31 protein-coding genes and 1 pseudogene are annotated in these 25,270 nt (G+C 62.2%); 26 read left to right on the forward strand and 6 right to left on the reverse strand.

Annotated elements, in window-relative coordinates:
- Positions 1 to 72 precede the first annotated feature (72 nt).
- The 3 genes from ACYJP6_RS17810 to ACYJP6_RS17820 form a co-directional block, all read right to left on the reverse strand.
- Positions 73 to 708 carry a recombinase family protein gene (locus ACYJP6_RS17810; RefSeq protein WP_459476418.1) on the reverse strand — a complete coding sequence of 212 codons (636 nt, stop codon included), beginning with the start codon at positions 706 to 708 and terminating at the stop codon, positions 73 to 75.
- 147 nt (positions 709 to 855) lie between these two features.
- Positions 856 to 2,124 carry a Y-family DNA polymerase gene (locus ACYJP6_RS17815; protein WP_459476420.1) on the reverse strand — a complete coding sequence of 423 codons (1,269 nt, stop codon included), beginning with the start codon at positions 2,122 to 2,124 and terminating at the stop codon, positions 856 to 858.
- The gene (locus tag ACYJP6_RS17820; protein ID WP_459476422.1) at positions 2,117 to 2,551 is read right to left on the reverse strand and encodes a LexA family protein; all 435 of its coding nucleotides are present in this window, start codon (positions 2,549 to 2,551) and stop codon (positions 2,117 to 2,119) included. Before ACYJP6_RS17820 ends, ACYJP6_RS17815 begins: the two co-directional genes overlap by 8 nt.
- Before the next feature lie 107 nt (positions 2,552 to 2,658).
- Between ACYJP6_RS17820 and ACYJP6_RS17825 the strand changes: the two genes are divergently transcribed.
- Positions 2,659 to 2,871: a DUF7740 domain-containing protein gene (locus ACYJP6_RS17825; RefSeq protein WP_115946590.1), complete on the forward strand. Its 213-nt coding sequence runs from the start codon at positions 2,659 to 2,661 to the stop codon at positions 2,869 to 2,871.
- 59 nt (positions 2,872 to 2,930) lie between these two features.
- On the opposite strand, the gene ACYJP6_RS17830 is transcribed toward ACYJP6_RS17825, so the two are convergent.
- Entirely contained in the window at positions 2,931 to 3,320 is a 390-nt protein-coding gene (locus ACYJP6_RS17830; RefSeq protein ID WP_459476424.1) for a hypothetical protein, read from the reverse strand.
- 553 nt (positions 3,321 to 3,873) lie between these two features.
- Here ACYJP6_RS17830 and ACYJP6_RS17835 point away from each other — a divergent pair.
- The 10 genes from ACYJP6_RS17835 to ACYJP6_RS17880 all read left to right on the forward strand — a co-directional run bounded on the left by ACYJP6_RS17835 (position 3,874) and on the right by ACYJP6_RS17880 (position 11,933).
- Positions 3,874 to 4,527, forward strand: coding sequence for a methyl-accepting chemotaxis protein (locus ACYJP6_RS17835; RefSeq protein ID WP_459476426.1), 654 nt, complete (start codon positions 3,874 to 3,876; stop codon positions 4,525 to 4,527).
- 12 nt (positions 4,528 to 4,539) lie between these two features.
- Complete coding sequence (locus ACYJP6_RS17840; RefSeq protein WP_459476428.1) at positions 4,540 to 5,292, forward strand: TIGR03759 family integrating conjugative element protein; 753 nt, start codon at positions 4,540 to 4,542, stop codon at positions 5,290 to 5,292.
- Complete coding sequence (locus ACYJP6_RS17845) at positions 5,277 to 5,855, forward strand: transglycosylase SLT domain-containing protein (RefSeq protein WP_459476430.1); 579 nt, start codon at positions 5,277 to 5,279, stop codon at positions 5,853 to 5,855. Before ACYJP6_RS17840 ends, ACYJP6_RS17845 begins: the two co-directional genes overlap by 16 nt.
- On the forward strand, positions 5,852 to 6,352 hold the full coding sequence (locus ACYJP6_RS17850) for an integrating conjugative element protein (RefSeq protein WP_459476432.1): 501 nt from the start codon (positions 5,852 to 5,854) through the stop codon (positions 6,350 to 6,352). Before ACYJP6_RS17845 ends, ACYJP6_RS17850 begins: the two co-directional genes overlap by 4 nt.
- A 72-nt stretch (positions 6,353 to 6,424) precedes the next feature.
- Positions 6,425 to 6,733: a hypothetical protein gene (locus tag ACYJP6_RS17855; protein WP_459476434.1), complete on the forward strand. Its 309-nt coding sequence runs from the start codon at positions 6,425 to 6,427 to the stop codon at positions 6,731 to 6,733.
- A gap of 2 nt (positions 6,734 to 6,735) precedes the next feature.
- Positions 6,736 to 8,892 carry a type IV conjugative transfer system coupling protein TraD gene (gene traD / locus ACYJP6_RS17860; protein ID WP_459476436.1) on the forward strand — a complete coding sequence of 719 codons (2,157 nt, stop codon included), beginning with the start codon at positions 6,736 to 6,738 and terminating at the stop codon, positions 8,890 to 8,892.
- Between the two features lie 55 nt (positions 8,893 to 8,947).
- Positions 8,948 to 9,694: a TIGR03747 family integrating conjugative element membrane protein gene (locus ACYJP6_RS17865; RefSeq protein WP_459476438.1), complete on the forward strand. Its 747-nt coding sequence runs from the start codon at positions 8,948 to 8,950 to the stop codon at positions 9,692 to 9,694.
- 108 nt (positions 9,695 to 9,802) lie between these two features.
- Positions 9,803 to 11,266 carry a UvrD-helicase domain-containing protein gene (locus ACYJP6_RS17870; protein ID WP_459476440.1) on the forward strand — a complete coding sequence of 488 codons (1,464 nt, stop codon included), beginning with the start codon at positions 9,803 to 9,805 and terminating at the stop codon, positions 11,264 to 11,266.
- A 155-nt stretch (positions 11,267 to 11,421) separates the two neighbouring features.
- On the forward strand, positions 11,422 to 11,685 hold the full coding sequence (locus ACYJP6_RS17875) for a hypothetical protein (protein WP_459476442.1): 264 nt from the start codon (positions 11,422 to 11,424) through the stop codon (positions 11,683 to 11,685).
- A 29-nt stretch (positions 11,686 to 11,714) separates the two neighbouring features.
- A complete protein-coding gene (locus tag ACYJP6_RS17880; RefSeq protein ID WP_459476444.1) occupies positions 11,715 to 11,933 on the forward strand; it encodes a hypothetical protein in 219 nt (72 codons plus the stop codon).
- 63 nt (positions 11,934 to 11,996) lie between these two features.
- Here the strand turns inward: ACYJP6_RS17880 and ACYJP6_RS17885 are convergent, their stop codons facing one another.
- A complete protein-coding gene (locus tag ACYJP6_RS17885; protein WP_459476446.1) occupies positions 11,997 to 12,236 on the reverse strand; it encodes a hypothetical protein in 240 nt (79 codons plus the stop codon).
- Between the two features lie 329 nt (positions 12,237 to 12,565).
- Here ACYJP6_RS17885 and ACYJP6_RS17890 point away from each other — a divergent pair, with 329 nt between their 5' ends.
- From ACYJP6_RS17890 to ACYJP6_RS17955, 14 genes and pseudogenes are all read left to right on the forward strand, one after another.
- Complete coding sequence (locus tag ACYJP6_RS17890; RefSeq protein ID WP_459476448.1) at positions 12,566 to 12,895, forward strand: DUF4177 domain-containing protein; 330 nt, start codon at positions 12,566 to 12,568, stop codon at positions 12,893 to 12,895.
- 175 nt (positions 12,896 to 13,070) lie between these two features.
- Positions 13,071 to 13,355, forward strand: a complete 285-nt coding sequence (locus ACYJP6_RS17895) for an integrative conjugative element protein, RAQPRD family (RefSeq protein ID WP_459476868.1) — start codon at positions 13,071 to 13,073, stop codon at positions 13,353 to 13,355.
- Positions 13,352 to 13,591 carry a TIGR03758 family integrating conjugative element protein gene (locus ACYJP6_RS17900; RefSeq protein WP_027597905.1) on the forward strand — a complete coding sequence of 80 codons (240 nt, stop codon included), beginning with the start codon at positions 13,352 to 13,354 and terminating at the stop codon, positions 13,589 to 13,591. The genes ACYJP6_RS17895 and ACYJP6_RS17900 overlap by 4 nt, the downstream gene beginning before the upstream one ends.
- A gap of 18 nt (positions 13,592 to 13,609) precedes the next feature.
- On the forward strand, positions 13,610 to 13,975 hold the full coding sequence (locus ACYJP6_RS17905) for a TIGR03745 family integrating conjugative element membrane protein (RefSeq protein WP_263258780.1): 366 nt from the start codon (positions 13,610 to 13,612) through the stop codon (positions 13,973 to 13,975).
- 15 nt (positions 13,976 to 13,990) lie between these two features.
- A complete protein-coding gene (locus ACYJP6_RS17910; protein WP_027597907.1) occupies positions 13,991 to 14,371 on the forward strand; it encodes a TIGR03750 family conjugal transfer protein in 381 nt (126 codons plus the stop codon).
- Positions 14,368 to 15,024 (forward strand): PFL_4703 family integrating conjugative element protein, encoded by a 657-nt coding sequence (locus ACYJP6_RS17915; RefSeq protein WP_459476451.1) that lies wholly within the window; start codon positions 14,368 to 14,370, stop codon positions 15,022 to 15,024. The genes ACYJP6_RS17910 and ACYJP6_RS17915 overlap by 4 nt, the downstream gene beginning before the upstream one ends.
- On the forward strand, positions 15,021 to 15,920 hold the full coding sequence (locus tag ACYJP6_RS17920; RefSeq protein WP_459476453.1) for a TIGR03749 family integrating conjugative element protein: 900 nt from the start codon (positions 15,021 to 15,023) through the stop codon (positions 15,918 to 15,920). The genes ACYJP6_RS17915 and ACYJP6_RS17920 overlap by 4 nt, the downstream gene beginning before the upstream one ends.
- Entirely contained in the window at positions 15,904 to 17,418 is a 1,515-nt protein-coding gene (locus ACYJP6_RS17925; RefSeq protein WP_459476455.1) for a TIGR03752 family integrating conjugative element protein, read from the forward strand. Before ACYJP6_RS17920 ends, ACYJP6_RS17925 begins: the two co-directional genes overlap by 17 nt.
- Complete coding sequence (locus ACYJP6_RS17930; RefSeq protein ID WP_459476457.1) at positions 17,396 to 17,842, forward strand: TIGR03751 family conjugal transfer lipoprotein; 447 nt, start codon at positions 17,396 to 17,398, stop codon at positions 17,840 to 17,842. The genes ACYJP6_RS17925 and ACYJP6_RS17930 overlap by 23 nt, the downstream gene beginning before the upstream one ends.
- A gap of 131 nt (positions 17,843 to 17,973) precedes the next feature.
- On the forward strand, positions 17,974 to 20,892 hold the full coding sequence (locus tag ACYJP6_RS17935) for a conjugative transfer ATPase (protein WP_459476459.1): 2,919 nt from the start codon (positions 17,974 to 17,976) through the stop codon (positions 20,890 to 20,892).
- A complete protein-coding gene (locus ACYJP6_RS17940) occupies positions 20,889 to 21,200 on the forward strand; it encodes a hypothetical protein (protein ID WP_459476461.1) in 312 nt (103 codons plus the stop codon). The genes ACYJP6_RS17935 and ACYJP6_RS17940 overlap by 4 nt, the downstream gene beginning before the upstream one ends.
- Before the next feature lie 32 nt (positions 21,201 to 21,232).
- On the forward strand, positions 21,233 to 21,886 hold the full coding sequence (locus tag ACYJP6_RS17945; RefSeq protein ID WP_459476463.1) for a DsbA family protein: 654 nt from the start codon (positions 21,233 to 21,235) through the stop codon (positions 21,884 to 21,886).
- A 143-nt stretch (positions 21,887 to 22,029) separates the two neighbouring features.
- Positions 22,030 to 22,425, forward strand: coding sequence for a hypothetical protein (locus ACYJP6_RS17950; RefSeq protein ID WP_312381042.1), 396 nt, complete (start codon positions 22,030 to 22,032; stop codon positions 22,423 to 22,425).
- Positions 22,426 to 22,533: 108 nt separating this feature from the next.
- Positions 22,534 to 23,613 (forward strand): annotated as a pseudogene (locus ACYJP6_RS17955) (HAL/PAL/TAL family ammonia-lyase); the annotation flags it as partial.
- Between the two features lie 76 nt (positions 23,614 to 23,689).
- Here the strand turns inward: ACYJP6_RS17955 and ACYJP6_RS17960 are convergent.
- Positions 23,690 to 24,271 (reverse strand): TetR/AcrR family transcriptional regulator, encoded by a 582-nt coding sequence (locus ACYJP6_RS17960; RefSeq protein WP_044340876.1) that lies wholly within the window; start codon positions 24,269 to 24,271, stop codon positions 23,690 to 23,692.
- 128 nt (positions 24,272 to 24,399) lie between these two features.
- On the opposite strand from ACYJP6_RS17960, the gene ACYJP6_RS17965 reads away from it, so the two are divergent.
- Positions 24,400 to 25,245: an alpha/beta fold hydrolase gene (locus tag ACYJP6_RS17965; RefSeq protein ID WP_044340877.1), complete on the forward strand. Its 846-nt coding sequence runs from the start codon at positions 24,400 to 24,402 to the stop codon at positions 25,243 to 25,245.
- Positions 25,246 to 25,270: the final 25 nt, after the last annotated feature.

A 25,270-nucleotide genomic window follows, 5' to 3' on the forward strand; every position in this document is an offset into this window, starting at 1 on the left:
CAATCAACGCCTACAAAATAGCCAGCTCTTTACCTATGCAACGAATTAAGCTGTCTCAGCCCTATCAATCGCTTACTCAAGGTAAACGGCTTTTTCGATGGCCTGCTTTTTGACTGCCATAACTGTACTTGGTGAGCAATTTAGTAAATGGGCGATTTTGCGAACAGAATATTGCCCACCGAGCATGTCGCGAATCTTCTGATGTAAAACTTTGTTAGGCGCCTTCCCCCGATACAAGCCCGCAGCCTTGGCCTTCTCGATACCCTGTCTCTGCACATGCCGGCGGCGTTCATAATCCTTCCGCGCAAATGCGGCCATCACGTCGAGCAGCATGTTTGTCATGGCGCTCTGCATCCACACCATCATTGGATCGCCTTCGATCCGCCTAAGCGCAGCCCAAGTCATGGGCATGTCGGCTGCCACAATGCGCAAACCCGCGCTCTCGATTTGAGCCCGGAGCCGCTTCCAGTCGTCGTGCTCGTGGCGGCTCAGCCGGTCAACCGACTCACACAGCAACACCTCGCCATCCTGTGCCTCATTTATCAGCCTCTGCAGCTCTGGACGGCCGACCGTGGTCCCTGATTCATTCTCAACGTAGAACGTAGTGATTCTCGCTTCATGGCTTGACGCAAACGCCTTGAGCTGGCTCCTCGCTCGGCTGGCGTCCTGCTCCTTCGTCGAAGCTCGCAAATAGGCGCGAATGATCATTTCGGCTTCCGTCTGTACGGTTTTAGTGTGTGGTTTAAGTGGCGTGCCATTTTAGTATCTTTGACCCACTCTAAACCATACAGAACAGCATGGGTTAGGGTGTATGGCTTAGGGGATACCCTAAATGCACACCGCAATGGCGCATTTTTAGATCGTCCAGACCTGGTCGACCCTAGTAGTGAACCCCGGGCTGAGCAACTCGCGTCGCATGCTCCATCCTGGTGCTTCGCGGATCCGCGCTGCGCGCAAGGTGCCACGGCCGTACTTTCGGTTCACCGCATCCAGGGTGGCCATCAGCTGATCAGCAATAGCAGGCTGCGCAGGCGTGAAGAGGTCACCGGTGATCTCGCCGCGCTGGCAGATATCGGCCAAGAGAATCTCGGCCTTGGAGTATGCGTACCCTTCCCGGAAGATCCGGGCCAGCCCGAACTGGGCGTACTGGATCAGTACCCGGGTGTCATCAGTGGGATAGGGCAGCTGTAGGGTCACGCTATTGGCATAGCGGGGCTGCTCGGGATTGAACATGCCGGTCTGAATGCCGACACGAAGGATCTGACACAGGGAGTTCTGGGCCCTGAGCTTTTCTGCCGCTCGCGAGGTGTAGCTGGCCACCGCCTCAGCCAGATCAGAAAGCTGATACTGACGGGTGCCAAACATCCGGCTGCTGCAGATCATCTGCTTAGGCGGCTCGACCTCCTCGAGATCAAGACAGCGCACACCCCGGAGCTCCCGGGCAGTCTTCTCCAGAACGACGCTGTATTGCTTGCGCAATGACCACGCATCGTACTGGGCTAGGTCCCAAGCCGTTTGGATACCCATCGCTTCGAGCTTGACCTTCAGCCGGCGGCCGACGCCCCAGACCTCGTCGACAGGCAGCTTCCGCAGTACCTTATCTCGTAGCTCCGGGTCACGGAGATCGACCACCCCGCCGGTACGATCGATCCAGCGCTTGGCCGCATGATTGGCGAGCTTGGCCAACGTCTTCGTGTCGGCGATCCCAACACCAACGGGGATCCGTGTCCACTGAAAGACCTTGTCCTTGATCGCCCTGCCTACGTCTTTTAGCGGCTCTGGTATACCAGTTAAATCAGCGAAGCACTCGTCAATACTGTAGATCTCGTAGGCGGGCACCATGCTTCCAATAGTCCGCATCACGCGATCACTGACGTCACCATAGAGAGCGTAGTTGGAACTGAACGCCTGGACGCCGTGTTGACGCGCGAATTCGCGTAGCTGGAACCATGGCGTCCCCATCTTGATGCCCAGCTGCTTCGCCTCGGCGCTGCGCGCGATGACACAGCCATCGTTGTTGCTGAGGACCACCACCGGCACGCCGTTCAGGTCCGGCCTGAACACTCGCTCGCAACTGCAGTAGAAGCTGTTGCAATCGATGAGGGCATAGACCTGGTCAGGCATGACCGAGGCGCCGCAGGCAATCGGTAGCGATGCCCCAGACCTCGAATTCATCTTCTTCCCGTACCGGGATCGGTTTGTAGTGTCGGTTGGCCGAGTGCAGCTCGTATTGGCCAGCAGCATTGCGCTGCAACGTCTTGATCAAGGGCTCACGGTTGAGCGCCGCCACCACAACATCACCTGGCACTGCTTCACGTGCCCGCGTGATGATCAGCAAGTCATTCGGGAAGATGCCGAGGCCCATCATGCTGTCCCCGGTAGCGCGGACGATATAGGTATGCGGGGCCTTGATATTCAGCAGGTCATCAAGCGAGATGACCGACTCGAGATGGTCCTGCGCGGGGGATGGGAACCCGCAGGGGACACGGAAGAGGAAGACCGGTAGGGCTGTTTCAGACGGAGCCAGATTGGCAACAAATTCGATAGACATGGCAAGGCGAGCCTCCTTTCGTCAGACTGTGTATTTATACAGTTAGCAAAGGAATCGCTATGCTGTCTATCTGACGTCACTCGTCGCCGACGACTGGAGATTTGTACATGCCTAAGCCCACTCAGCGTGATCTGACCTACTGCACGCTAGCTCTGCTGCTGACGGTAAGAATTCACGGGACTGAAAGTGCCGTCCGCGATACGGCCAGGCGCTGCGTAAAGCTTCTTCCTAAGCGGCAGCGCGACCTGATGCTGAACGTCGTTCAGGCCCAGTACCCCCTGGATCTTGTCCGCCATATCGCCCGAAACCTAGATGCATGACATGGCCATTTCGACGGCAGGGGATCTCGACGGCCAAGAGCTCTACCGATCTTGAACAGCTAGGAGCTTTCGAGCAGCTCCAGCAGCTCCTGTGCAGAGTTGCACTGAGGCGAAAGCAGAACCTGCCGTACCTTCTCATATGCGCGAGCGGCTTGCTCATAGGGCAGGTGACTCTCGTCATAGTGCCAGCCCGCTCTTGCCAGAGCTGCGCACTTCAACTGACGTGCTGCACCCCATCCTTTCCAGCCTTCCCAGCTGGGCTGTGATCTGATGACGCCTACGCCTCGCCCAAGCTTTTCTAAGAAGCCGGTGTTGGCTTTCGCTTCAGCCTCAGCTAGCTCTGCAAGCGCACGTTCCACGTATATATAGCTCGGGATAGGTCCTTCAAATCGGTACATTTCTGTGGCCGTGATCGGTTCGATGTCCCGAAGTTCGTCTTTAAATCGCATTGCTCAACATCCTGCATAAAGAAGGGAAGGCATCTCGATAGCAACGGGAGACGAATCAGACTCCGTCGAAGCTAGCGATCCCCGCTCGGAAGGGCTTCCATTCATTCTCCGGCGTACCAGGCAGGCAGATTGCCACGCTCACCTGCTGCCCAGACTGCGGATCGGCTGGTTTTATCGCCACATGACGATAAACGGTGAAGTCGGGCCTATACATCGTCGAGCTCTGGCTCCGATGGTATTCCCAGATGCCGTACCCGTTCGAGGTACTCACCTGGCGCTCCAGATTGATCACGCCACCTTTTTCCAGCCGAATCACTAGCACCTTGGTAGTCCTCTCAGCCAAAGCGCGCATCATAACCTGCCCGCTCTCAGCACCTGGCCAAAGGGCGACCTATAGGCTGTTAAACCCCGAAACCTAACCTCCTGAGACCTGGATAAGGTTTCCTACTGACCCCCTTCAGTGCTTCTGCGACCGTGCACGGCATCTTGTGCGAGGTCTCCTATGAAGCGCCCTTCCCTATCGCAAACACTCGTCGCGACCGGCTTTGCCGCCTTGTCTGGTGCCTGCCTGTATCTCTACGTTGAGCTGTCCCATGTGAATCGCGACCTGAACGCCACGGCTGACCAGAACACGGTCCACGCCATCACCCAACGTCTGGACAAGATGCAGGACCAGATGGATGGCTTCGCCGGCGGCAAGCCGGTCCAGGATGCGGACTTCAGGGCGAGTCAGCAGGCACTGTCACAGCGCATCGATACCGCCCAGGCCATGCTGGTGGAGATCCAGCGCGCCAATCAGACCGCTTTGCAGGGGATGGCCCAGGCGGGTGACCTGGTCGTGCTCGAGGCCAAGCTGGAAGGCCTGCAAAACGACCTTGGGGACCTGCGCAAAAAAGCGGCGGAGCCTGCCAAGGCACCGCCGCCGCTGATCGTCCCCAAGCAGCGCAGCGCGCCGGCAATCGTGCGTAAGCCCGAGCCGCCCAAGCCGGTCGACACCCCTACCCCCTTCACCGTCGTCGGCATCGAATACCGCGGCGGCGAGCGTTTCCTCTCCGTCGCTCCGCCCGGCAGCACCCAGCTCAGCGAGCTCTACCTGGTGCGCCCGGGGGACAACGTCGGCGGCACCCGCTGGCGGCTGGCCAATCTCGACGACCGCCAGGCGCAGTTCAGCGTCGACGGCGCGACCCGCACCCTTTCCGTCAAGTAGTAGAGGCAACTCATGCGCCCCCAGTCCCCTCTCTTCCCGGCGAGCCTTGCGATCGCCCTCATCCTGCTCTCGCCATCCGCACCGGCACTCACCGCAGACCTTGTCGCCCCCCAAGTCTTCTCCGGCGAAACGGGTAGCGCTGAGCGCCAAAGCGCGGTCCAGCGTAACGACAGTGCCATCGCCCAGGAATGGGGCCTGAGCAGTCAGGAATTCCAGCGCTACCGGACCCTGATGCAGGGCAGTCGTGGCGTCTACTCACCTGGTCTGGATCCGCTCACCGCCCTGGGCATCGAAGCCCAGTCCGATACCGAGCGGCGCCGCTATGCCGAGCTGCAGGTTCGTGCCGAGGCGCAGCGGGTACAGAAGGAGCTGGCCTATGACCAGGCCTACCGCGACGCCTGGAATCGCCTCTACCCGAACCTGCAGCCGGTGCAGGCCGGTGGCCAGGCAGCGCCTCAGGCCAGTCCAGCCGTACGCGGCAATGGGCGGCTCGCTGTGTTCGTGACCGATAGCTGCGCCGCCTGCACCGACCGGGTTCAGGCGCTGCAGAGCGCGGGCCAGGCCTTCGACCTCTACCTGATCGGCAGTCAGAACGACGACGCCCGGATCCGCCGCTGGGCCGTGCTCGCCGGCGTCGATCCGGCCAAGGTGCGCGGGCGGCAGATCACCCTCAACCACGACGCCGGCCGCTGGGTCCAGCTGGGCCTGGGCGGCGAGCTGCCGGCCGTTGTCCGCGAGGTGAATGGGCAATGGCTACGGCAATGATCAAGGCGCTCGGCGCCGGCGTGATCCTGCAGGCACTTGCGCTCGGGGCCCAGGCTTCCGAGACACCGCCGCCCGCCTATCAATTGGCTGCCCATCAGGCGGGCATCCCCTCCGAGGTGCTGTACTCAGTCGCCCTGCAGGAGAGTGGTACCCGACTACGCGGCAGGGGCGCACAACTGGTCCCCTGGCCCTGGACGCTCAATGTCGCCGGCGCCGGCTATCGCTTCGCCACCCGCGCTGATGCCTGCACTGCGCTGCTGGTCGCGCTGAGCACCGCCGGCGCCAAGCGCGTCGACGTCGGCATCGCCCAGGTCAACATGGGCTGGAACGGCCATCGCTTCGGCCGCAGCGTTTCGCCCTGTGAAGCGCTCAACCCTTACAAGAACTTGGAAGTCGCAGCGCAGATGCTTGCCGAGCTGCGTGCCCAGGGCGGTGACTGGATCAACGTCGCCGGCCGCTATCACCGTCCCGCTGGCGGCGCCCCCGCTGCCAAGTACCGCGAGCTCTTCGCCAAACACCTTAGCCGGGTCACCGGCGTGACCTTGCTGGCCTTGAACCCATGAAGCAGACGCTCCCGCTCCTCATCCTGACCGTGACCCTGCCGCTGGCTGCCCAGGCTGCCAGTCTCACCGTGGTCGAAGATCGCGGCGGCGTCTCGGCCCTGCCCTACTACCAAAGCCTGAATCCGGAGCCGGTGCAGGCACAGCAGCAAGCGCCGCTGCCCCAGCCTACCCAGGCCCTGGGTTTCCCTGTGCGATCGCAGCAGCTCACCCCCGGCACCGTCCAGGGCCGCGCACTCAATGCACCTGGCCTGCAGCCCTTTTTCCTGATCGGTGACGACGAACTGTCTCGCCAGTGGCTGGCCAGCCGTGGCGAGACGCTGCAGCGGCTCGGCGCCGCTGGCTTGGCGGTCAATGTCGCCAGCGCGCAGCGCCTCGCCGCGATCCGCAGCTGGGCCCCCGGGCTGGCCATCAGCCCCGTGGTCGGCGATGACCTGGCCGCCCGCCTCGGGCTCAATCACTACCCCGTGCTCATCACCCCCACCGCTCTTGAGCAATAGGAGATCCCAGTGCCCAGCTCTCAGACTCCACACTCAGCCGCTGCTAGTGCCCTGAAACAGGATGCTCCTGAGGTGAGCCCACCTCAGAACGAAGGCTTCGGTCATCACGTCACCTTCGGCCCAACACGGTCAGGTGCTTCGTTCTATCTGACTATGGTCATTCGTCTACCTGACCATGAAAAAGCACGCGCCGCCCTGGCAGGTGACGTCGAGGTTCTGGTCGATCTTCATGGCGGCGAGATCACCGGACGCTCTATGGACGATGAGATAACCCTCTGTGAGCGCTTCGAAGCCGCGCTGTCGCGTGGCCAAGCCGAGGCTATCCGCAAAGAGCACGCTGCGGCCCTGCCGCTGCCAGACGCTGGCGAGCTGGAGCGCTGACCATGGCCCGCAATCATGCCCTGGACACGCTGCTCCGGCCTGCGGTGGAGCTCTACACGGTACAGGTGAGCCTGGCCATGGCCTTCCTGTGCGTGTTCGCGCCTTGGGCCGTCGCCCTGACGCCGCTGTTCGGCCTGGTCACGGCCGTCGCCTTTCTTGGCTTCGGGATCTACCGCCTGCGCCAGGCGCTGCGCGTGCTGCGCTACCGGCGCAACATCCGGCGCCTGTCGTACTACAGCATGACCAGTAAGGAGATTCCGGTCAGCAATGAGAGGCTGTTCGTGGGCAAGGGCTTTCGCTGGGAGCAGAAGCACACCCAGCGCCTCGTCGACACCTACCTGCCGCAGTACGCACCCTATGTCGAGCCGTCGGAATGGACCAACAAGGCGCGGCGCCTCGAGGCGCGCCTGGAGTTCGCGCCCTTCCCGCTCACCCTGCTGGCCAAGGCCACGGCCTGGGATAACGCCGTGAACCCCTTCCGCCCGCTGCCCCCAGTGGGCGGCCTACCACGGCTGCATGGTATTGAGCCCGAGGAGCATGACGTCAGCCTGCCGCTGGGCGAGCGGGTCGGTCACTCCATCGTCCTGGGCACCACGCGGGTAGGCAAGACACGTCTGGCCGAGCTCTTCATCACCCAGGACATCCGCCGCAAGCGGCGCGGCCAGCATGAGGTGGTGATCGTCTTCGACCCCAAGGGCGATGCCGATCTACTCAAGCGCATGTACGTCGAGTGCGAGCGTGCCGGCCGGGCCAATGAGTTCTACGTCTTCCACCTGGGCTGGCCGGACCAGTCGGCGCGCTACAACGCCGTGGGCCGCTTTGGCCGGATCTCCGAGGTGGCCACCCGCGTCGCGGGCCAGCTGTCCAGCGAGGGCAATTCGGCGGCCTTCAAGGAATTCGCCTGGCGCTTCGTCAACATCATCGCTCGGGCCCTGGTCGCCCTCGGCCGGCGGCCGGACTACCTGCAGATCCAGCAGCACGTGATCAACATCGAGGGGCTGTTCCTGGAATACGCCCAGAAATACTTCGATGAGCACGACCCCAAGGCCTGGGAGAAGATCATCTTCATCGAGAGCAAACTCAACGACAAGAACGTGCCCTTCAACATGAAGGGGCGGCCGTTTCGCGTGATCGCGATCGACCAGTACCTCAACCAGACCCGCGTGATGGATCCGGTCATGGACGGCCTGCGCAGCGCCGTGCGCTACGACAAGACCTACTTCGACAAGATCGTCGCCTCGCTGCTGCCGCTGCTGGAGAAACTCACCACCGGTCGCATGGCCGAGCTGATCGCTCCGGACTACCACGACGTCAACGACCCGCGACCGATCTTCGACTGGATGCAGGTGGTGCGCAAACGCGCCGTGGTCTATGTGGGCTTGGACGCCCTCTCCGACACCGAGGTCGCCGCGGCGGTTGGCAACTCCATGTTCTCGGACCTGGTATCGGTTGCCGGCCATATCTACAAGTACGGCATCGATGATGGATTGCCCGGGGAGGCCAGCGGCAAGGTGGCCATCAACCTGCACGCCGACGAATTCAATGAGCTGATCGGCGATGAGTTCATTCCCATGATCAACAAGGGTGGCGGCGCCGGCCTGCAGGTGACGGCCTACACCCAGACCCTGTCCGACATCGAGGCCAAGATCGGCAACCGTGCCAAGGCCGGACAGATCATCGGCAACTTCAACAACCTCTTCATGTTGCGGGTCCGCGAGACGGCGACGGCTGAGCTGCTGACCAACCAGTTGCCCAAGGTGCAGGTCTTCACCGCCACGCCGGCGAGCAGCGCGAGCGACGCCGTCAACGGCAAGACCGCTTTCACCTCCAACACCCATGACCAGCTCAGCGCCACCAGCGTGCCCATGCTGGAGCCCGCCCATGTCGTCGGCCTACCTAAGGGCCAGTGCTACGCGCTGATCGAGGGCGGCAACCTGTGGAAGGTGCGGATGCCGCTGCCGGCGGTGGATCCGGATGAAGCGATGCCCAAGGACCTGCAGGAGCTCGCCGAGAAGATGCGCAAGGCCTACCAGGTGGGCCAGGCCACCGGCAGTGAGTGGTGGGAGGCCCCAGGCCAGCGTCATGTCGCGGATGATCTGCCTCTGGATCTGCAGGACGACTTCAAGAGGATGACCCAGGAATCGGAGGACGCGGCATGACCACAGTCCGCCTCGTCGCTCGGCGCGTCAGCGCTAATCCAGGAGGATGCCGCTAATGGCCGACGTCGCCCAGCGTGCTCAGCAGCAACAGGTCAAGGAGCAGACCTTCATCGGGTCGGTGCTCAGCTTCCCTTTTCACTTCATCGGCGTGATGTTCCTGTCCCTGGGCGGCGCCATCCTGGTGGACTGGCTCTGCCTCTACTTTCTCTGGCCAGAGGCCGGCTGGCACCATGCCAAGGGCATGCTCGATCACGAACTGGCCTGGCTGTCCCAAGGGTTTCTAACAAGCGTTGTGGTCCAGGAGCCCGGGCACACTGCGACTTGGCTGGTAGGGCTGCTCTATGACTGGCTGTTCATGAAGACGGGGCTGATCCACTGGCTGACCGGGATGCAGCAGTTGGCCGCCGCCGGCCCGCGCGGCGAGCTGGATCTGCGCTACATGGCCGCGCAGGGCATCACCACGGTGCAGACCTACGGCCTGTCTGCCCTCTTCACCGTGCTGGTGTTCTGCGTGCGCCTGGTGATCTTGGTGCTCGCCGTGCCGCTCTTCGCCATGGCCGCCCTGGTCGGCTTCATCGACGGCCTGGTGCGGCGAGACATTCGCAAGTTCAGTGCGGGCCGCGAGTCGAGCTACTTCTACCACAAGGCCCGCAGCACCATGCTGCCGCTGGCCCTGCTGCCCTGGTCGCTGTACCTCGCCTTGCCGTTCAGCGTGAGCCCGCTCCTGGTGCTGCTGCCGTGTGCAGCGCTGCTGGCCCTATCGGTGAACCTCACGACCGCCTCGTTCAAGAAATACCTGTAGCCACCGGCCTACTCAGCGGCCGCAACCTGGCCACAAGGAGCGCCCGCACGCCCTTCAGTATACAGGGGTGGTATTGAATCCCTGTCCCAGCCGATCTGGAGTTACCCCATGCAGTGGACCCCTGAGCAAGCCCCCGCCATCGCATCAAACGCCCGCAAGCTGCTGATCCAGGCCTTTGCTGGCACCGGCAAGACCACCACCCTGGTGGGCTACGCCAGTGCCCATGCTGACGTGAAGATGCTCTACCTCTGCTACAACAAGTCGGTGGAGATGGCGGCGAAGAATCGCTTTCCGCGCAACGTTACCTGCAAAACCGCCCACGGCCTTGCCTATGCCGTCTATGGCACCCAGTACCAACACAAGCAGGCCGGCAACCTGCGCATCACCGAGGTCGCCCGGGTGCTGGATACCCAGGACTGGGAGCTGGCCAGGGACGTGGTCAACACCCTCAACACCTTCATGGCCAGTGCCGACATGGCCCTGGACGGCCGGCACTTCACCCGCTACGACGGTCGCGGCCTGACGCCGCTGCAGGAGCGACGGATCACCCAGGTAGTGGGCATGGCCATCAGCGTCTGGAAGCGCATGATCGACCTGCAGGACGCCGGCGTGCAGATCACCCACGACGGCTACCTCAAGCTTTACCAGATGAGCCGCCCGGACCTGTCCAACCGCTTCGGCGCCATCCTGCTCGATGAGGGCCAGGACGTGAACCCGGTAATCGCCGACCTGGTGCAGCGGCAGCGCACCATCCATGTCATGGTCGGCGATCGCCACCAGCAGCTCTACCGCTTTCGTGGTGCCCAGGATGCCCTGAGCGCGGCATGGATGGCCGATGCCGAGAAGCACTACCTGACCCAGTCATTTCGCTTCGGCCCGGCGGTGGCCCACGTGGCCAACGTTATCCTGTCGTTCAAGGGCGAAACGGTGAAACTGCAGGGGCTCGGCCAGCGCACCTTGGTCAAACGCACGCTACCGGACGACCTCGCACACCGGACTTGGCTGCATCGCACCGTAAGCGGCGTGATCGAGAACGCCCTGCGCCTGGAGAAGCAAGGTGGCCACCGCATGTTCTGGATTGGCGGGATCGACAGCTACTCCCTGCGCGAGCTCGAGGACCTGTTCCAGTTCAGCCGAGGTCGCAATGACCTGGTGCAGCAGAAGAAGCTCTTGCGCGACTACCGTGACTTCGAGCAGTACCAGGAGATCGCCAAGGCCACCCAGGATCCGGAGATGCAGCGCTCGGTGCGGATCATCGAAGCCTACTTCGACCTGCCCAAGCGCATTGAGCAACTGCGGCGCTGCGCGGTGGCCAGCGAGCTGGACGCTACCGTGACACTGACCACAGCGCACAAGGCCAAGGGTCTGGAATGGGACTTCGTGGGGCTCTACGACGATTTCAGCGCGGATCCGCTCGCACCGGAGACTGACCGGGCTAGCCGCGACGATGAACTGAACCTGCTATACGTGTCGGTCACCCGGGCCATGCAGATCCTTGCAGTGAACTCGTTGGTGATTGACATCATGCAGCGATACAAGGAGCTGCATGGAAGCATAGCACCGGTTCGCTAGGTAGATTTTGGTCTCCCCAGAAAGGTGGGGAAAAGATGTCGATGAAATGATTAGGCACTAGGGTCCGAGAAGGGTGGTCCATGACTTCATAGCAGTTCGCTGGAACATTCCCACCTTCACCGCGCCAATGCTATTGGCGATGAGGATACTGACCCATGAGCACGATCACCCAGCTTGAGCAAACGCTGATCGACATCGCTACCAACTGCCTCTCTAACGTACTGGAATACAGCGCCAAGCGCAGCCAGGGCGATGTTGCCGCTGAAGATGCTGAGGCGTTTGAAGAAAACCATATTGCGCTAATGACGCTGGTGCAGCTTGCCCATCTGACTCACAGTGGCTTATCGGAGGACGCGCGCACCGCGCTGTTGGACATCGAGGAAGGCGAGACAGCCCTGCTACGCAAGTTGGTCAACTGATCCAGTCTGAACGCTGGGTGGAAATCACGATGAATAGCGAACGAATGGTTGCCTCTGCCCGCAAAAAAATCGATCAGATACGCGATGCCAGTGATGTGCGCGATCTGGTGTATCGCCATGGAGTAGCCAGCGGCTGGATCGCAGCGCTCCGTCTGGAGAAGTTGATCGACGCAGAGATTTTTCAGGCCCTAACAGCGGAGGTAGCCGAAGTGGTAGATGAGGTGAGCAAGACCCTGCCGGACGAATGAAGCCGGTCATATACTGAAGCCGCTGCACAGACGCCTCCCGAGGAGAGTTAGCAGACGACCTAGTCAGCAGGCATGAGTGTATCCGACGCGAGTCTTAAGCATAGTGGCAATGTCTCCCATCGCCATGACGTCAAGCACCTGAACCGCCGTTGTTTCGTAAGACGCCAAATCGCCTCCAGGCGTCGCAATCCTGATAAGCAGGGTCTCTTCGTCGTTGTCGGCAAAGGCTACGTCGACGTGAAAATCTTCCGGGAAGTAGCCCGCGACGTAGTTCGAAAAGCGCGCGTGATATTGCGGCAGCATGGTTGGTTCCTATGCCATCTGAACATGAGTTCAGGCTGATTCTGCCAGAAGGTCAGTCGCTTCGATCAAGCGTAAACGGCCATTGAAGGTCGATCCTTTCGCTAGCGCCATGCGCCATGTATCGTAAGATCCCGCCAGCGTTGTTTGGCTTCGTCGGGGAGAAACGCAATGTCGGTCATACGACCTCCCGTGATTTTTCTGAAGACAGCATAGCCAAGCGGTTTGTTCGACGCCCTGATCGTAACCTCTTGAGACCCAGATACGGTTTCGCCTGGTGAGGCTGCAGTGGGCCACAGGACGATGGCCACCCCATCGAACTGGAGCCGTCCATGTCCCCTGCCCGCTTCGAATACCACACTGAATTCTCCCCCCTCACCTACCGCGTCCAAGAGCGCGGGTGGCTGATGTTCAAGCACGAACAGCAGACCGGTACCCCTGACGTCGCTGCTTTCCTGGCAGATCCAGAACGGCAGGCTCGCCTGCAGGCCCTGGGCGCGGACGGCTGGGAATTGGTCAGCGTGCAGCCGGTGCTGGAAGGCCGCGCCCAGATCGGTCAGCAGACCGCCCAGGGCAACCAGGGGTGGGGCGTAGGCTACGCCGTGGCCACCGGCTTTCTGCTGTTTTTCAAGCGCCTCATCACCCCTTCGGAGATCCAGTAACCAAGCGGGTTTGCAACCTATTTGGGTGCAGTAATGGTTTCCCGCTGACCTCCCCGGTGGCCCTCGGCATCCTGTGCGGCATCAACCCGCTGCCCAGGGCCCCGCTGTGAAACAGTCCTCTACCCCTCGCAAGCCTCTCGCCGGCACTGGTCTCGCCAGTGGCCTAGTCGTCGCCATCGGCCTCCTGGCGCACCCTGCTCACGCCGCCGGCACCGCCAGCGAGCAAGCCAACGTCGACGTGATGATCCGCCAGCTCAACGCCGTCGAGGCGGTCGCCCGCCGCAGCGCTGACCTGCCCAGCGATGGCAGTTCCCGCTATCACCTGGATTACAACCGTCTCGCCGCCGACATTGCTCGGATCCGCCAGGGCCTGCAGGACTACCTAGCCCCAAGCCGTGCCCAGCCGCGCGATGCGGCCGAGCTCTCCGGCCAGTACCAGCGCGAAGGCGCCCAGCCATGAGCATGACCGCCGCGCAGACCGCTGCCTTTCAGGCGGCCAGCGGCCTTACGCCGGCGGCCAGCAACACCTTCTGGCTATCGGTGGCCATGGCCATCACCACGATCTGGTTCGCCTGGCTTTCCATCAGCCTCTACAAGGGCTGGGCGAACCAGAACCTCAAAGCCGCCGCTGCCAAGGGCGCCCTCATTCGTGGGCTGCTCCTCTACTGCGTGCTGTCCTGGCTCATTTTGCATTAACCCCTCGAGGAGAAATCCATGCTGTCCCTCAAACGTCTGTTCGCCCTCGGCGTTCGCTCCAAAACTCAGCTTGTCTTGGCCAGCGCTGTGCTAGTTCCAGCAGTTAGCCAAGCCGCCCTTCCTCAAGCCCAAGCCCCCTCGCGAGGCGAAGGGTCTACCTGGCTGGAGACACTGAAAAACTACGGATTTGACCTCATCTCGCTGTTCGCGCTGGCCTTGTGCGCCCTCTGCCTGATCGTCGTCGCGGCTCACGGCATTACCGTCTACCACGAGATCCACCTGGGCAAGAAAACCTGGAAGGACCTGGGTGTGACGGTGACCATCGGCGTCGTCCTCATCGGCCTGGTGATCTTCATCGTCACCAAAGCCACCGGCATCATGTAAGGCAGGACGGCGCCGATGGACATCACCCAAGACCTGCATGAGGACGGCACCCTTCGCTTCCTGCCGAATCGCCTCAACACCCAACCCGTCGTCGTCGGCGGCCTGACCACGGACGAGATGTTCGCCACGGTCGGCATCTGTGCTGCATTTGGATTTGCAGTCGGCATCCCGTTTGCGTTTTTCGTCACACCGGCCATGCCGATCTTCGCCGCCCTGGCGTGTGGCGCCCTGGGCCTGGTATCCGCAGGACGGATCCTGCGCCGTTGGAAGCGCGGCCGCCCGGAAACCTGGCTCTGGCGCCAAGTCGAGTGGCGCCTTGCGCATTGGGGGTTGGCAGGTCGCCGCCTGGTCATCCGCAGTGGTGCCTGGACCTGCAAGCGGATGGTGGGGCTATGAGCCGCGCGTGGAAGCTGTCCGATTCGCAGCGCGCCCATATCACCACCCTGCGCCTTGCCCTGGGCCTGGTCAGCGGCATCGCGATCTGGAATGGCTACGGCTGGTACAGCGCCCCCAAGGATTTGACCGTGCACGTCCCGCCGGACCTACGCTCTGGGAGCACACGCCCCTGGTGGGAGATCCCTCCCGAGTCGGTCTATTCCTACGCCTTCTACATCTTCCAGCAGATGAACAGCTGGCCATCTGACGGCGAGAAGAACTACAGCGACAACATCGCCCGCTTGACCCCTTTCATCACCCCTTCGTGCAAGGCCTATCTGGAGGGGGACGAAGCACTCAAACGCAACAGCGGCGAGCTGCGCAAACGCGTGCGCAATGTCGCGGAGATCCCCGGATCAGGCTACGGCGACGACCCCACCCGCCGCGTCCAGGTGCTCGGCAATAGCGAGTGGACGGTCATGCTGGATGTCGTTGCCAACGAGTACCTGGGTGGCGAGAAGGTCAAGACGGCGCTCACCCGCTACCCGCTCCATGTCGTCAGGTCCGACGTCGATCCCGAGAAGAACCCCTGGGGCATGAAGTGGGACTGCTACAGCGGTCAGCCACAGCGGATCGAGGCCGGCGTCGAAGTCAAAGCTCGAGGTACACCATGAGATCCCGCCACTCTCTCGCCCTGGTGCTGGGCGGCCTGCTGCTCAGCAGCCTTGCCCAGGCCATCGAGATCCGCAAATGGGAACGCGTCCCCATGGCCATCCCGCTCGTGGTCGGCCAAGAGCGGATCCTATTCGTTGATGCCAACGTGCGTGTCGGCGTCCCTCCTGCCATCGCTGACAAGCTCAGGGTGCAGAGCACTGGCGGCGCGATCTATCTCAGGGCCAAAGACCCAATCGAGCCCAGCCGGCTGCAGCTGCAGAATGCAGCGACCGGCGAGATCATGCTGGTCGACATCGCCGCAACGCCGGCGCAGGAAGGCCAGGTTGCGCTTGAGCCCATCAAGATCGTTCCGGGCGACACCACGCCTACTCGCTACGGTCAGCCCGCGGCGACTGCGCCTAAATTGGCAGCCAAGGCCAGCCGCCAGGCCGATGAGGAAGAGGACGAGCCGGCGCCACCCAAGCGTGAAACACCTATCCCCGTCGTGCTCACCCGCTACGCCGCCCAGATGCTCTATGCGCCGCTGCGCACCGTGGAGCCGGTGGAGGGCGTCGCCCAGGTCAAAGTTGATAAGCGCCTGGACCTGTCGACGCTGCTGCCGGCGCTCCCGGTTGAGGCAAGCCAACTGGGCGCCTGGCGCCTGGACGATCACTGGGTGACCGCCGTGAAGCTGCGCAACCAGACCGGCCAGCGTCTCGCTCTGGATCCGCGTGAGCTCATGGGCGACTTCGCGACCGCGACCTTCCAGCACCCCTACCTCGGCGCCCGGGGCGATGCCAGCGACACCACGGTGCTCTACCTGGTCACCCGGGATCATGGCCAGTCACTGCTGCCCAGCCTGGGCGCCGCAGATCCTCGCGTCACCGCGGAGGCCCGTCATGCAGCTCAGAAGTAATCCGCTCCTCAAGTATGCGCTGCTCGGGGTTCTGGTCCTGGTTGTCTACGTCGGCGTGACCCTACTTGGTAAGGGCAAGCCACAAACGCCCGAGCAACCACAATCTGCCCAGCTCACGCCTGAACAGGCCAAGGCGCTGGGGATCGAGGGCGACACGGCCAACGACACCCTGCGTACCATCGTCGTCGAAAGTCGCCAGCTCAAAGAGCAGTTGAACAAGGTCCTGAGGGACAACGAAGAGGCCAAGCGGGAGAACGATGGTCTCAAGGCCCAGCTGAGCAACATCAACACCACGGTCGATAGTCGCGTCCAGGCGGGCATCAACCAGGGCCTTGAGAACCAGCAGAAGCAGACGCAGGGTCTGTTCGATGGTCTGCAGAAGCAGCTCAACACCCTGTCCCAGATGGGCAACCAGACGGGCAGCGGTACCGGCTCCAGCGCCGACATGCCCATCGGACTTGGCATCGCCCCTGGGGAAGGCAATCAGTTCAAGAAAGGCGGTTCGGATCTCGTCTGGATCGAGCCGCAGGATGGCACCGCAGTCGACGCCAATGGCAAGCCCCTTGCTGCCGGCAGCGGCCAGGCCGCCAGCGGCTTCGCCTTCCCGACCGCCTTCGGCGCCGCTGGCCAGAAAACGCTGGATGCTGCCTCAGGTGGCGCTCAGCGCGCAGCCGATGGCATGGGCAGTGATGAGCAGTCCCGTAAGAAGGTCCGCAAGGTCTACACCCTGCCGCAGAACTCGACGCTGATGGGTTCGGTGTCCATGACCGCCCTGGTGGGCCGCGTGCCGGTTGACGGCACGGTTAATGATCCCTACCCCTTCAAGGTCCTGATCGGCCCCGACAACCTGACCGCCAACGGCATCGACCTGCCCGACGTCGCCGGCGCCGTTGTGAGCGGGACGGCCTCGGGCGACTGGACGCTGTCTTGCGTGCGCGGCCAGATCCGCAGCATGACCTTCGTCTTCACCGACGGCACCGTGCGTACCCTGCCGGCGCCCCAGGAAAACGCTGGTCAACAGAACAACGGCCAGAACAACCAGAACGCCTCCACCAACGGCCAGCCCGCTGCGGTTCAGGGTGGCATGGGCTGGATCAGCGATCCGTACGGCATCCCCTGCATCGCCGGCGAGCGCCGTAGCAACGCCTCCCAGTACATCGGCTCCCAGGCGCTCATCACCGCTGCCGGCGCCGGCGCCGCCTCGCTCATCAAGAACGACGGTACCAGCTCCAGCTATGTCCAGACCCCGAACGGCACCATCGGCACGACCGGTATGTCCGGCAACGAGGCCATGGGCAAGATCCTGAACCAGGGTGTCAGCGACATCTCCACCTGGGTGAACAAGCTCTACGGCCAGGCCTTTGCCGCCGTCTACGTGCAGCCCGGAGCGAAGGTGGCCATCCACCTCGACCAGGAGCTGGCCATCGACTACGAACTCAGGGGCCGCAAGGTCGACTATCGGACAGGAGCTCGCCATGCCTCGGCTGCCCTCGATTAATCGCACACGACTTCATATAGCGGCTGTCCTGGCCCTCTCCCTGCTGGCCAGCGGCTGCGCGGTCGACAAGGAGAAAATGCTCCCCCATGGCGACCAGACCATGATGGACGTCTGGAACGCCGGTACCACCGGTTCCGCCGGCAGCAGCCAGGGTCGCCAACTCGTCGATGCCCGGGCAGAGCTGCGCCGTCCTGTGGACACGGCCCAGGCTCGGCCGCTGGCTGACAACGCCGGCTATTCGCGCACCGCGCAGAACGAGATCTATAGCCAGTTCAAGCGCCTGCCCAATCCGGACCTGGTCATGTACGTCTTCCCGCACCTGGCCGGCTCCGACCCGGCACCCATCCCCGGCTATACCACCGTTTTCCCGCTCTACCAGCGTGTGCAGTACGCCATGCCCGGTGAGCGGGTGGAGAACTATTGATGGGCATTTTCGAACGCCTGCGTGGCCGCAAGGCGGCTAACACTGTTGCAGCCGAACCCAGAGTGGAATCGGATCAAATGGATGATCCGGGTCCAGAGCTGCATGTGCCAGAACCTGAGTCGGTCCTTTCGATGCCCGCTACAGCGGGTCCTCATCCTGAATCCATCCGTGCCACCCGCGCCCTCGAGGTCGACGAGGAAGCCGCCTACCAGCGCTACCTGGATCGCCTGAGAGCTCACGGTATCCCGGAGCCAGGTGCCTGGATGACGGGCAAGGAAAAACCGGCGACCGTGGCAGATGTGGCCAGGCTCTACGACGTCAATCCCAGCTTCACCAACCTGCTGCCTTGGGTCGAATACCTGCCCGAGCACCAGGCCATGCTGCTGGAAGACGGCAAGTCGCTGGCCGCCTTCTTCGACCTGGTGCCGATAGGCACCGAGGGCCGCGAAGCCAATTGGCTTCGCCAGGCCCGCGACGCCCTGGAGAACGCCCTGCAGGATGCCTTCGATGAGCTGGAGCAGAGTCCCTGGGTCATCCAGTTCTATGCCTTCGACGAGATCCAGTTCGATGGCTATCTCACCGGCCTGGCCAACTACATCCAGCCGCGCGCCCGTGGCTCCGAATTCACCAAGCTCTATCAGAGCCTGATGAAGCACCACCTGCATGCCATCGCCAAGCCTGGCGGTCTTTTCACCGACACGGCCGTATCCCACCTGCCCTGGCGTGGTCAGCATCGGCGCGTCCGGATGGTCGTTTCCCGCCGCAGCATCGGCGACGGTCTGGTCAGGGGGCAGGCACCTGCCGCCTACCTTGCGAACATCTGCAGCCGGCTGACCGGCGCCCTGCGCAACGCCGGCGTGACGGCTCATCGCATGGACGAGCGCGCCATTCGCCACTGGCTCCTGCAGTGGTTCAATCCGTGCCCGGATCACCTGGGCACCTCGGCCAAGGACCAGCAGCGGTTCTTCGAGGTGGTCAACAGCGCCTTCGACCAGGACGAGTTGCTGGCCGAAGGCACCATTCCCTTCCTGGCCAGTGGGACTGATTTCTCCCAGTGCCTAATGTACCGCGAGCCTCGCTCGGATGCGCAGAAGGGCCTGTGGTTTTTCGATGGCCAGCCCCACCGTGTGGTGATGCTGGATCGGCTGCGTAACGCGCCGATGACCGGCCACATGACCGGCGAGCGCAGCTTTAGCGATGCCCTGCATGCCCTCTTCGATGAGATGCCCGAGGACACCGTGCTGGCCATCACGCTGGTGGCCACGCCCCAAGACACGCTCGAAGCCCACCTCAACAACTTGCACAAGAAGGCCGTTGGGGACAACCAGGCCTCTGCCCTCACCCGTGAGGCCATCAAGGACGCCCGCCAGCTGATCGGGCGTAAGCACAAGCTCTACCAAGGCAGCGTGGCCTTCTATGTGCGGGGTAAAGACGAGCATGAGCTGGAGCAGCGCTGCAACCACCTGACCAACACCCTGACCAGTGCCGGTATCGAGCCTGTGCGGCCTGAGGATGAGGTGGCTGCACTCAACAGCTACCTGCGCTGGCTGCCCGGCAACTTCGATCCCAACCAGCCGCGGGCGCTGCAGTGGTACACCCAGCTTATGCTGGTTCAGCATGTCGCCAACCTGGCGCCCATCTGGGGCCGCTCAACCGGAACGGGACATCCGGGCATCACTCAATTCAACCGCGGTGGCAGTCCGCTGACCTTCGATCCGCTCAGCAAGCTCGATCGCCAGATGAATGCACACGGCTTCGTCTTCGGTCCTACCGGTGCTGGCAAATCGGCGACGCTCAACAACCTCTTGATCCAGTGGCTGGCCATCTACCGGCCGCGCATCTTCGTGGCCGAAGCCGGTAACAGCTTCGGGCTGCTGGCGGACTTTGCCCAGCGTCTCGGCCTGACCGTCCATAAGGTCCGTCTGGTCCCCGGCGCCGGGGTCAGCCTGGCGCCCTTCGCCGACGCCATCCGTCTGGCTGAGGATCCGGCTCACGTGGCCGTGCTCGATGCCGAGGATCTCGACGCCTCAGACAAAGCCAGCAGCCCGAAGCCCGACCTGGAGGACGATCAACGCGACGTGCTCGGCGAGATGGAGATCGTGGCTCGCCTGATGATCACCGGCGGCGAAGAGAAAGAAGACGCGCGCATGACACGCGCCGACCGCGCTGCCATCCGGCACGCCATCATCAATGCCGCCAAAGCCTGCTCCAAGGCAGAGAAGACGGTGCTCACCCAAGATGTGCGCGACGCACTGAGCGAAGCTTCGCGTGACGAACGCCTGCCAGCGCAGCGCCGGGAGCGCCTGCAGGAGATGGCCGAAGCCATGGAGATGTTCTGCATGGGCGCAGATGGTGAGATGTTCAATCGGCCCGGCACGCCCTGGCCCGAAGCCGACCTGACGGTCGTGGACTTTGCCACCTACGCCCGTGAGGGCTATCAGGCACAGCTCGGCATCGCCTACATCTCACTGCTGAACTCGATCAACAACATCGCTGAGCGTGACCAGTACAAGGGCCGGCCGCTGATCAAGCTGACCGACGAAGGCCACATCATCACCAAGCACCCGCTCCTGCTGCCCTATGCGATGAAGATCACCAAGATGTGGCGAAAGCTCGGCGCCTGGTTCTGGTTGGCGACTCAGAACATCGATGACATCCCGATTTCCGGCGCGCCGATGCTCAACATGATCGAGTGGTGGATCTGCCTGAACATGCCGCCGGATGAAGTCGAGAAGATCTCCAAATTCCGCAACCTGAGTACCGCGCAGAAGGAGCTGATGCTGTCGGCGCGCAAACAGAGCGGCGCCTATACCGAAGGCGTGGTGCTCTCCAAGTCGATGGAGACACTGTTCCGTGCGGTACCGCCCAGTCTTTATCTGGCCCTGGCTATGACCGAGCCTGAGGAGAAGGCGGAGCGCGCCCAGCTGATGGAAGAGCTCGGCACCGACGAGCTGGGCGCCGCGCTGGCCGTCGCTGCCCGTTTGGACCGGTTGCGAGGGATCGAACCCTACCCCTTCCAGCTGCCACCGGCTCGAGGAGCCCGGCGATGAGAGTGATGGACCAATTCACCCAGGACCTCATCGACAGCCTGACCGGCTTGCTTCGGCAGCCACATCTGCCGGAGACGCTCACGGCCCTGCAGATCTGTGCGCCGGTCTTGATCAGCAACCTGCAGGCAGTGAAATCACGCGCGGTGGATCGCCGTGAGATAGTGGTCCAGTTGGACACGGCGCTCAAGGACTGGCTGGCCAAACATCCGCAGCCGGATGACGCACAACAGGCGCTGCTGGAGGTGCTGCATCGCGACGTGCTGGGCCGGCAACTCGATCAGCCTTCTGCCCATGAGGCTTCGGCATGATTAGGGGAGCTGTATCTCGGCAACCAGCAGCAATGGCACTCATACTGCTGGCCGTGTTGCTCTATGTCCTATGGCACCTCTTTGGATGGCTCGCAGCAGTAGAGCCACGAGTTACTCCTGAGCCACCGACGTTCATCTATGGGAATGCCAAAGCCCGCTTCACGCTGATCGAGTACGGCGACCTGGAATGCCCTTACTGCAAGGAAGCCTTCCCGCAGGTCAAGCAGCTGATCGATCGGCACGAAGCGCTGAACTGGCAGTGGCATCACCTGCCGCTGCCCATGCACGGCGATGCGGCCCAGTACGAAGCACGGCTGGTCACGTGTGCGGGATGGCTGGGCGGTAATCCGGTGTTCTGGCGGGCGGTCGAAGCGGTCTACCAGCACAGCCGTGGCAACGGTGCCGGCCTGGCAGTGCCGATCGAACAACTCGGCCTGCAACCAGCCGTATCGCTGCAGCACCTGCAGGCGTGCATCCAGGACAATACGACAGTGCGGCAGGTAGTGGCTGAGCAGACCGCAACCGCAGCGCAGAAGCGGATCGATGCCACCCCGACCTTCGAGCTCCGTGACAATCGGTCCGGCCGTACGATCCGGCTTCCAGCAATGCTTGACGAGGCCGGCATGCTATCGGCCATGGATTGGCTGGCAAGTCAGGGAGATGCGGATGCGCAGCAGCGCCAATGACGTCCCCCCTTGGCTGGCCAGCCTTTCCGATCGGACCCTACGGCGGCTCAACAGCCGCCTCACCCATCTGCTGCGGATGATCGATGCCGAGATGCAACGCCGCGACTCCCCGCACCACCGCTCCCTAATGCCAGGCAATTCCGATGAGCAATCCCGCTGATATCCCCCTCCCCTGCGTCACCGCTGAAGTACCGAAGCTGAGGATCGCGTTTGAAGCCGGCAGCGCACTTCCGCCCATCAAGCTGGCACGAGTCCTCCAGGGATCCAGTCAACAGTGGCTGTTCCGAGTGGGCGCCTATGAACATCAGGAGTCTTACGGCAGTGAGCGGGAAGCAATGGAATCGGCCGAGCGATTGCTCTTCACCCTCTTTCGTGACATCGCGGATGAACAGGTGCTGGCTACCCTTCGCCGAGGAGATACCGCCCTTGCGATGCGGTATGCCGAACGCCGAGGCTATTGGCAGGGACGGCGAGAAGAGAAACACCTGCACCAGGTGGCCGTAGGCAGCGCATTAGCAGCGCTGAGACATCTCACCTGAAGCAGACGCCGGCTTTCGAAATCGTTGTGGAGTTCTGAAATTACCGAAATAGCGCATGACAGCAATCGACCCATAGCAGCCGTTCGCTGCTTTTAAATATCGGCCAGACCTCGCGATGGCTCAGTGGGATACCTCATCCACATGGCCCATGTCGGAGTGGCCCTGCTAGGTTACGGCGAAGTCCGTTGGGGCGGACGCATCCTCAGCGCCAGCGATGCTCTGCAGACCGCACAACAGCCGCCGCTGGTACTGGTGCCACGGACGGCCTGAGCCTGGTCAATGGCACGCCCTGCATGACGGGGCTGAGCTGTCTTGCCCTGGCCGATGCCCACAACCTCGTAAAGTGGGCTGCCCGATCGGTGCCATGAGCTTCGAGGCCCTCGGCGGTCAACTCGATGCGTTCGACGAACAGGTGCTGGCTCTTAAACCCACCCCGGTATGCAACAGGTAGGCGCCAATCTGAGAGCCCTGCTGGCTAACAGTGAGGTGCTCGCAAGCTTCCAAGGCGAACGCACTCAGGATGCCTTAAGTATCAGATCGATCCCGCAGGTGCTGCATGGTGCCTGTCGCGATCAACTCAGGCATGCCGAGCAGTAGATCAACCTAGAACTAGCGGGGGCGACCGACAATCCGCTGGTGCTGGGCACGCCGAATGACTATCGCGTGGTATCCCAGGCCAATCCCCATGGCGAGTCTGTCGCAATGGCAGCCGACCAGCTAGCCATCGCTCTGGTCGAGCTCGGCGGCATTGCCGAGCGACGCTTTGATCGCCTGGTAAATCCCATGGTCAGCGGTCTGCCGCCGTTCTTGGTCCCGCATCCCGGCGTGAACTCAGCGATGATGATCGCCCAGTACGTGGCAGCCTCCCATGCCGGTGAAAATCGCCAGTTGGCCCAACCGGCCGTAGTGGAAAACTTCATGACATCAGCGCTCCAAGAGGACCATCTCAGCATGGGAACGGGCGCATCACTCAAGCGCTTGCGAGTAATTGAAAATCGCACTCGAATCCTGGGCATCAAGTACCTGCTGGCTGCCCAGGCGTTCTAGTGTCTGAAGGCGCGTCGCTTCGGCGAAGGCACCGCAGCAACGTGGCAGCGCTTGCCCGGCGTGGTACCACCGTACGAACAGCATCGATGGGTAGCACCGGATATCGCCAACGCAGTTGAGGTACTACCTGGTATGGCGTGAAGGCGCCAAGCGGATGAAGCATAGGCGGCCGGCAGTACTGCACGTCATCGAAAGACTGTATGCATGGCCCGGCCGCCTACTCACCTGCCGCCGACTGCCGGTTCGAGATAACAGCTTCGCGACACACGTCCAGAATCTCGTCGGCAAGGGGTGAATCATCCGGACAAGCCCGCGACAGCATTAAAGCGCCCACAACCTGGGCAACCGCGCTCAGGTGCACCGCACGAGATCTAGCCTCAGCCATACCTTCAGGCCCTTCTGATGGCCCAGCTAGTGTAGCGAGCATAGCTTCGAGGCCAGCCGCGAAAGCTGCCTTGGTCGCGGCGTCCTGCCGGGCTGCATCCCCGCAGAGTGCGGCCATGGTGCAGCCATCTCCGCGACTGTCTCGGTGCGAGCGGGACAGGTAGTGGTTCACGAATGTTTCAGCATCTACTCCCTCGGCCTTGATTGAGCTCTGGGCGATGCCACAGGCAGAAGCCTCTGCCATTAGGTCAGCCTTGGAGAGAAAGTGCTTGTAGAACCCACCATGGGTAAACCCAGCAGCAGCCATTAGGTCGGCGATGCCAACACCATCAAAGCCTTTCTCGCGGAAAAGCTGTGATGCGGTTTCGACAATGTGCGCTCGATTCGCCTGAGCCTGCGCCTTGGACACCTTCACGTTTTACCTCCTCAGACATAACCCTCATTGCACGGCCACTATACATTGATGTCGATCATCATCAAAATTATTGACGACTTAGATTACGATTGACATCATTAAGCCCTCTTTCGCTGAGGGATGCCGATGTGAGCCATACACACCTGACCGCTCCGACCCGGTTCATAGAGCTTGGAGCAGATTCCTTCGCCTACCGGCGCTGGGGTAACACCGCCACTGATCAACCGCCGCTGCTGCTCATCCAGCACTTTCGTGGAGGTATGGATCACTGGGATCCCATGCTCAGCGACGGGCTGGCTGCAACGCGTGAGGTCATCCTGCTCAACGGCCGAGGCGTCGCGTCTTCAACCGGCGTACCACGCAATCGAATTGAGGACATGGCGGACGACATAGCCTCCGTTATTCGTGCGATGCGGCTACCCCAGGTAGACCTACTTGGTTTTTCTATTGGTGGCTTGCAGGTGCAAGAGGTCGCGCTGCGGCATCCCCAACTGGTTCGCAAGCTCCTCCTGCTGGGGACAGGCCTAAGGGGCGGCGATCCGAAAATGGAGCCCAAGGTCCTAGAGGTGGCGCCAAAGCCGGTACCGGAAGCCGAAGACTTCCTCTACTTGTTCTTTGGTCGCTCGGCGTCAGCGAGACAAGCTGGCCTGGCATTCTGGGACCGCCGACACCAGCGTTTTGACCAGGATCCCCCTAGCTCGATGGCCGTTGCTCAAGCGCAAGCTGAGGCCCATGCCGCCTATCTTCGACCGCTGCAAGCTGCCAATCCCTACGCCTTTCTCCGCTCGATCACGCAGCCCACATTGATCCTCAATGGCGTCAACGACGTGATGATTCCATCGATCAATTCCTGGCATCTCGCCCAGAACATTCCCGACGCACAACTGCTCCTTTACCCCGACGCCGGCCACGGAGCCCATTTTCAATATCCAGAACGCTTTCTGAAGCACGCGACGCAGTTTCTGAATGAGTGAGTTCGCTGTCTTCACCCGCTTTTTA

It is taken from the genome of Pseudomonas sp. No.117, from assembly GCF_054558395.1.

What these genes read in the sequence shown, in the direction of transcription:
- ACYJP6_RS17935 (WP_459476459.1), top strand. Translation starts at nt 17,974, where the DNA reads ATGCCCGCTACAGCGGGTCCTCATCCTGAATCCATCCGTGCCACCCGC.
- ACYJP6_RS17885 (WP_459476446.1), bottom strand. Translation starts at nt 12,236, where the DNA reads ATGCTGCCGCAATATCACGCGCGCTTTTCGAACTACGTCGCGGGCTAC.
- ACYJP6_RS17915 (WP_459476451.1), top strand. Translation starts at nt 14,368, where the DNA reads ATGAGCCGCGCGTGGAAGCTGTCCGATTCGCAGCGCGCCCATATCACC.
- ACYJP6_RS17920 (WP_459476453.1), top strand. Translation starts at nt 15,021, where the DNA reads ATGAGATCCCGCCACTCTCTCGCCCTGGTGCTGGGCGGCCTGCTGCTC.
- traD (WP_459476436.1), top strand. Translation starts at nt 6,736, where the DNA reads ATGGCCCGCAATCATGCCCTGGACACGCTGCTCCGGCCTGCGGTGGAG.
- ACYJP6_RS17875 (WP_459476442.1), top strand. Translation starts at nt 11,422, where the DNA reads ATGAGCACGATCACCCAGCTTGAGCAAACGCTGATCGACATCGCTACC.
- ACYJP6_RS17910 (WP_027597907.1), top strand. Translation starts at nt 13,991, where the DNA reads ATGGACATCACCCAAGACCTGCATGAGGACGGCACCCTTCGCTTCCTG.
- ACYJP6_RS17825 (WP_115946590.1), top strand. Translation starts at nt 2,659, where the DNA reads ATGCCTAAGCCCACTCAGCGTGATCTGACCTACTGCACGCTAGCTCTG.
- ACYJP6_RS17810 (WP_459476418.1), bottom strand. Translation starts at nt 708, where the DNA reads ATGATCATTCGCGCCTATTTGCGAGCTTCGACGAAGGAGCAGGACGCC.
- ACYJP6_RS17890 (WP_459476448.1), top strand. Translation starts at nt 12,566, where the DNA reads ATGTCCCCTGCCCGCTTCGAATACCACACTGAATTCTCCCCCCTCACC.
- ACYJP6_RS17870 (WP_459476440.1), top strand. Translation starts at nt 9,803, where the DNA reads ATGCAGTGGACCCCTGAGCAAGCCCCCGCCATCGCATCAAACGCCCGC.
- ACYJP6_RS17845 (WP_459476430.1), top strand. Translation starts at nt 5,277, where the DNA reads ATGGCTACGGCAATGATCAAGGCGCTCGGCGCCGGCGTGATCCTGCAG.
- ACYJP6_RS17905 (WP_263258780.1), top strand. Translation starts at nt 13,610, where the DNA reads ATGCTGTCCCTCAAACGTCTGTTCGCCCTCGGCGTTCGCTCCAAAACT.
- ACYJP6_RS17865 (WP_459476438.1), top strand. Translation starts at nt 8,948, where the DNA reads ATGGCCGACGTCGCCCAGCGTGCTCAGCAGCAACAGGTCAAGGAGCAG.
- ACYJP6_RS17815 (WP_459476420.1), bottom strand. Translation starts at nt 2,124, where the DNA reads ATGCCTGACCAGGTCTATGCCCTCATCGATTGCAACAGCTTCTACTGC.
- ACYJP6_RS17950 (WP_312381042.1), top strand. Translation starts at nt 22,030, where the DNA reads ATGAGCAATCCCGCTGATATCCCCCTCCCCTGCGTCACCGCTGAAGTA.
- ACYJP6_RS17830 (WP_459476424.1), bottom strand. Translation starts at nt 3,320, where the DNA reads ATGCGATTTAAAGACGAACTTCGGGACATCGAACCGATCACGGCCACA.
- ACYJP6_RS17840 (WP_459476428.1), top strand. Translation starts at nt 4,540, where the DNA reads ATGCGCCCCCAGTCCCCTCTCTTCCCGGCGAGCCTTGCGATCGCCCTC.
- ACYJP6_RS17925 (WP_459476455.1), top strand. Translation starts at nt 15,904, where the DNA reads ATGCAGCTCAGAAGTAATCCGCTCCTCAAGTATGCGCTGCTCGGGGTT.
- ACYJP6_RS17945 (WP_459476463.1), top strand. Translation starts at nt 21,233, where the DNA reads ATGGCACTCATACTGCTGGCCGTGTTGCTCTATGTCCTATGGCACCTC.
- ACYJP6_RS17850 (WP_459476432.1), top strand. Translation starts at nt 5,852, where the DNA reads ATGAAGCAGACGCTCCCGCTCCTCATCCTGACCGTGACCCTGCCGCTG.
- ACYJP6_RS17940 (WP_459476461.1), top strand. Translation starts at nt 20,889, where the DNA reads ATGAGAGTGATGGACCAATTCACCCAGGACCTCATCGACAGCCTGACC.
- ACYJP6_RS17820 (WP_459476422.1), bottom strand. Translation starts at nt 2,551, where the DNA reads ATGTCTATCGAATTTGTTGCCAATCTGGCTCCGTCTGAAACAGCCCTA.
- ACYJP6_RS17900 (WP_027597905.1), top strand. Translation starts at nt 13,352, where the DNA reads ATGAGCATGACCGCCGCGCAGACCGCTGCCTTTCAGGCGGCCAGCGGC.
- ACYJP6_RS17930 (WP_459476457.1), top strand. Translation starts at nt 17,396, where the DNA reads ATGCCTCGGCTGCCCTCGATTAATCGCACACGACTTCATATAGCGGCT.
- ACYJP6_RS17880 (WP_459476444.1), top strand. Translation starts at nt 11,715, where the DNA reads ATGAATAGCGAACGAATGGTTGCCTCTGCCCGCAAAAAAATCGATCAG.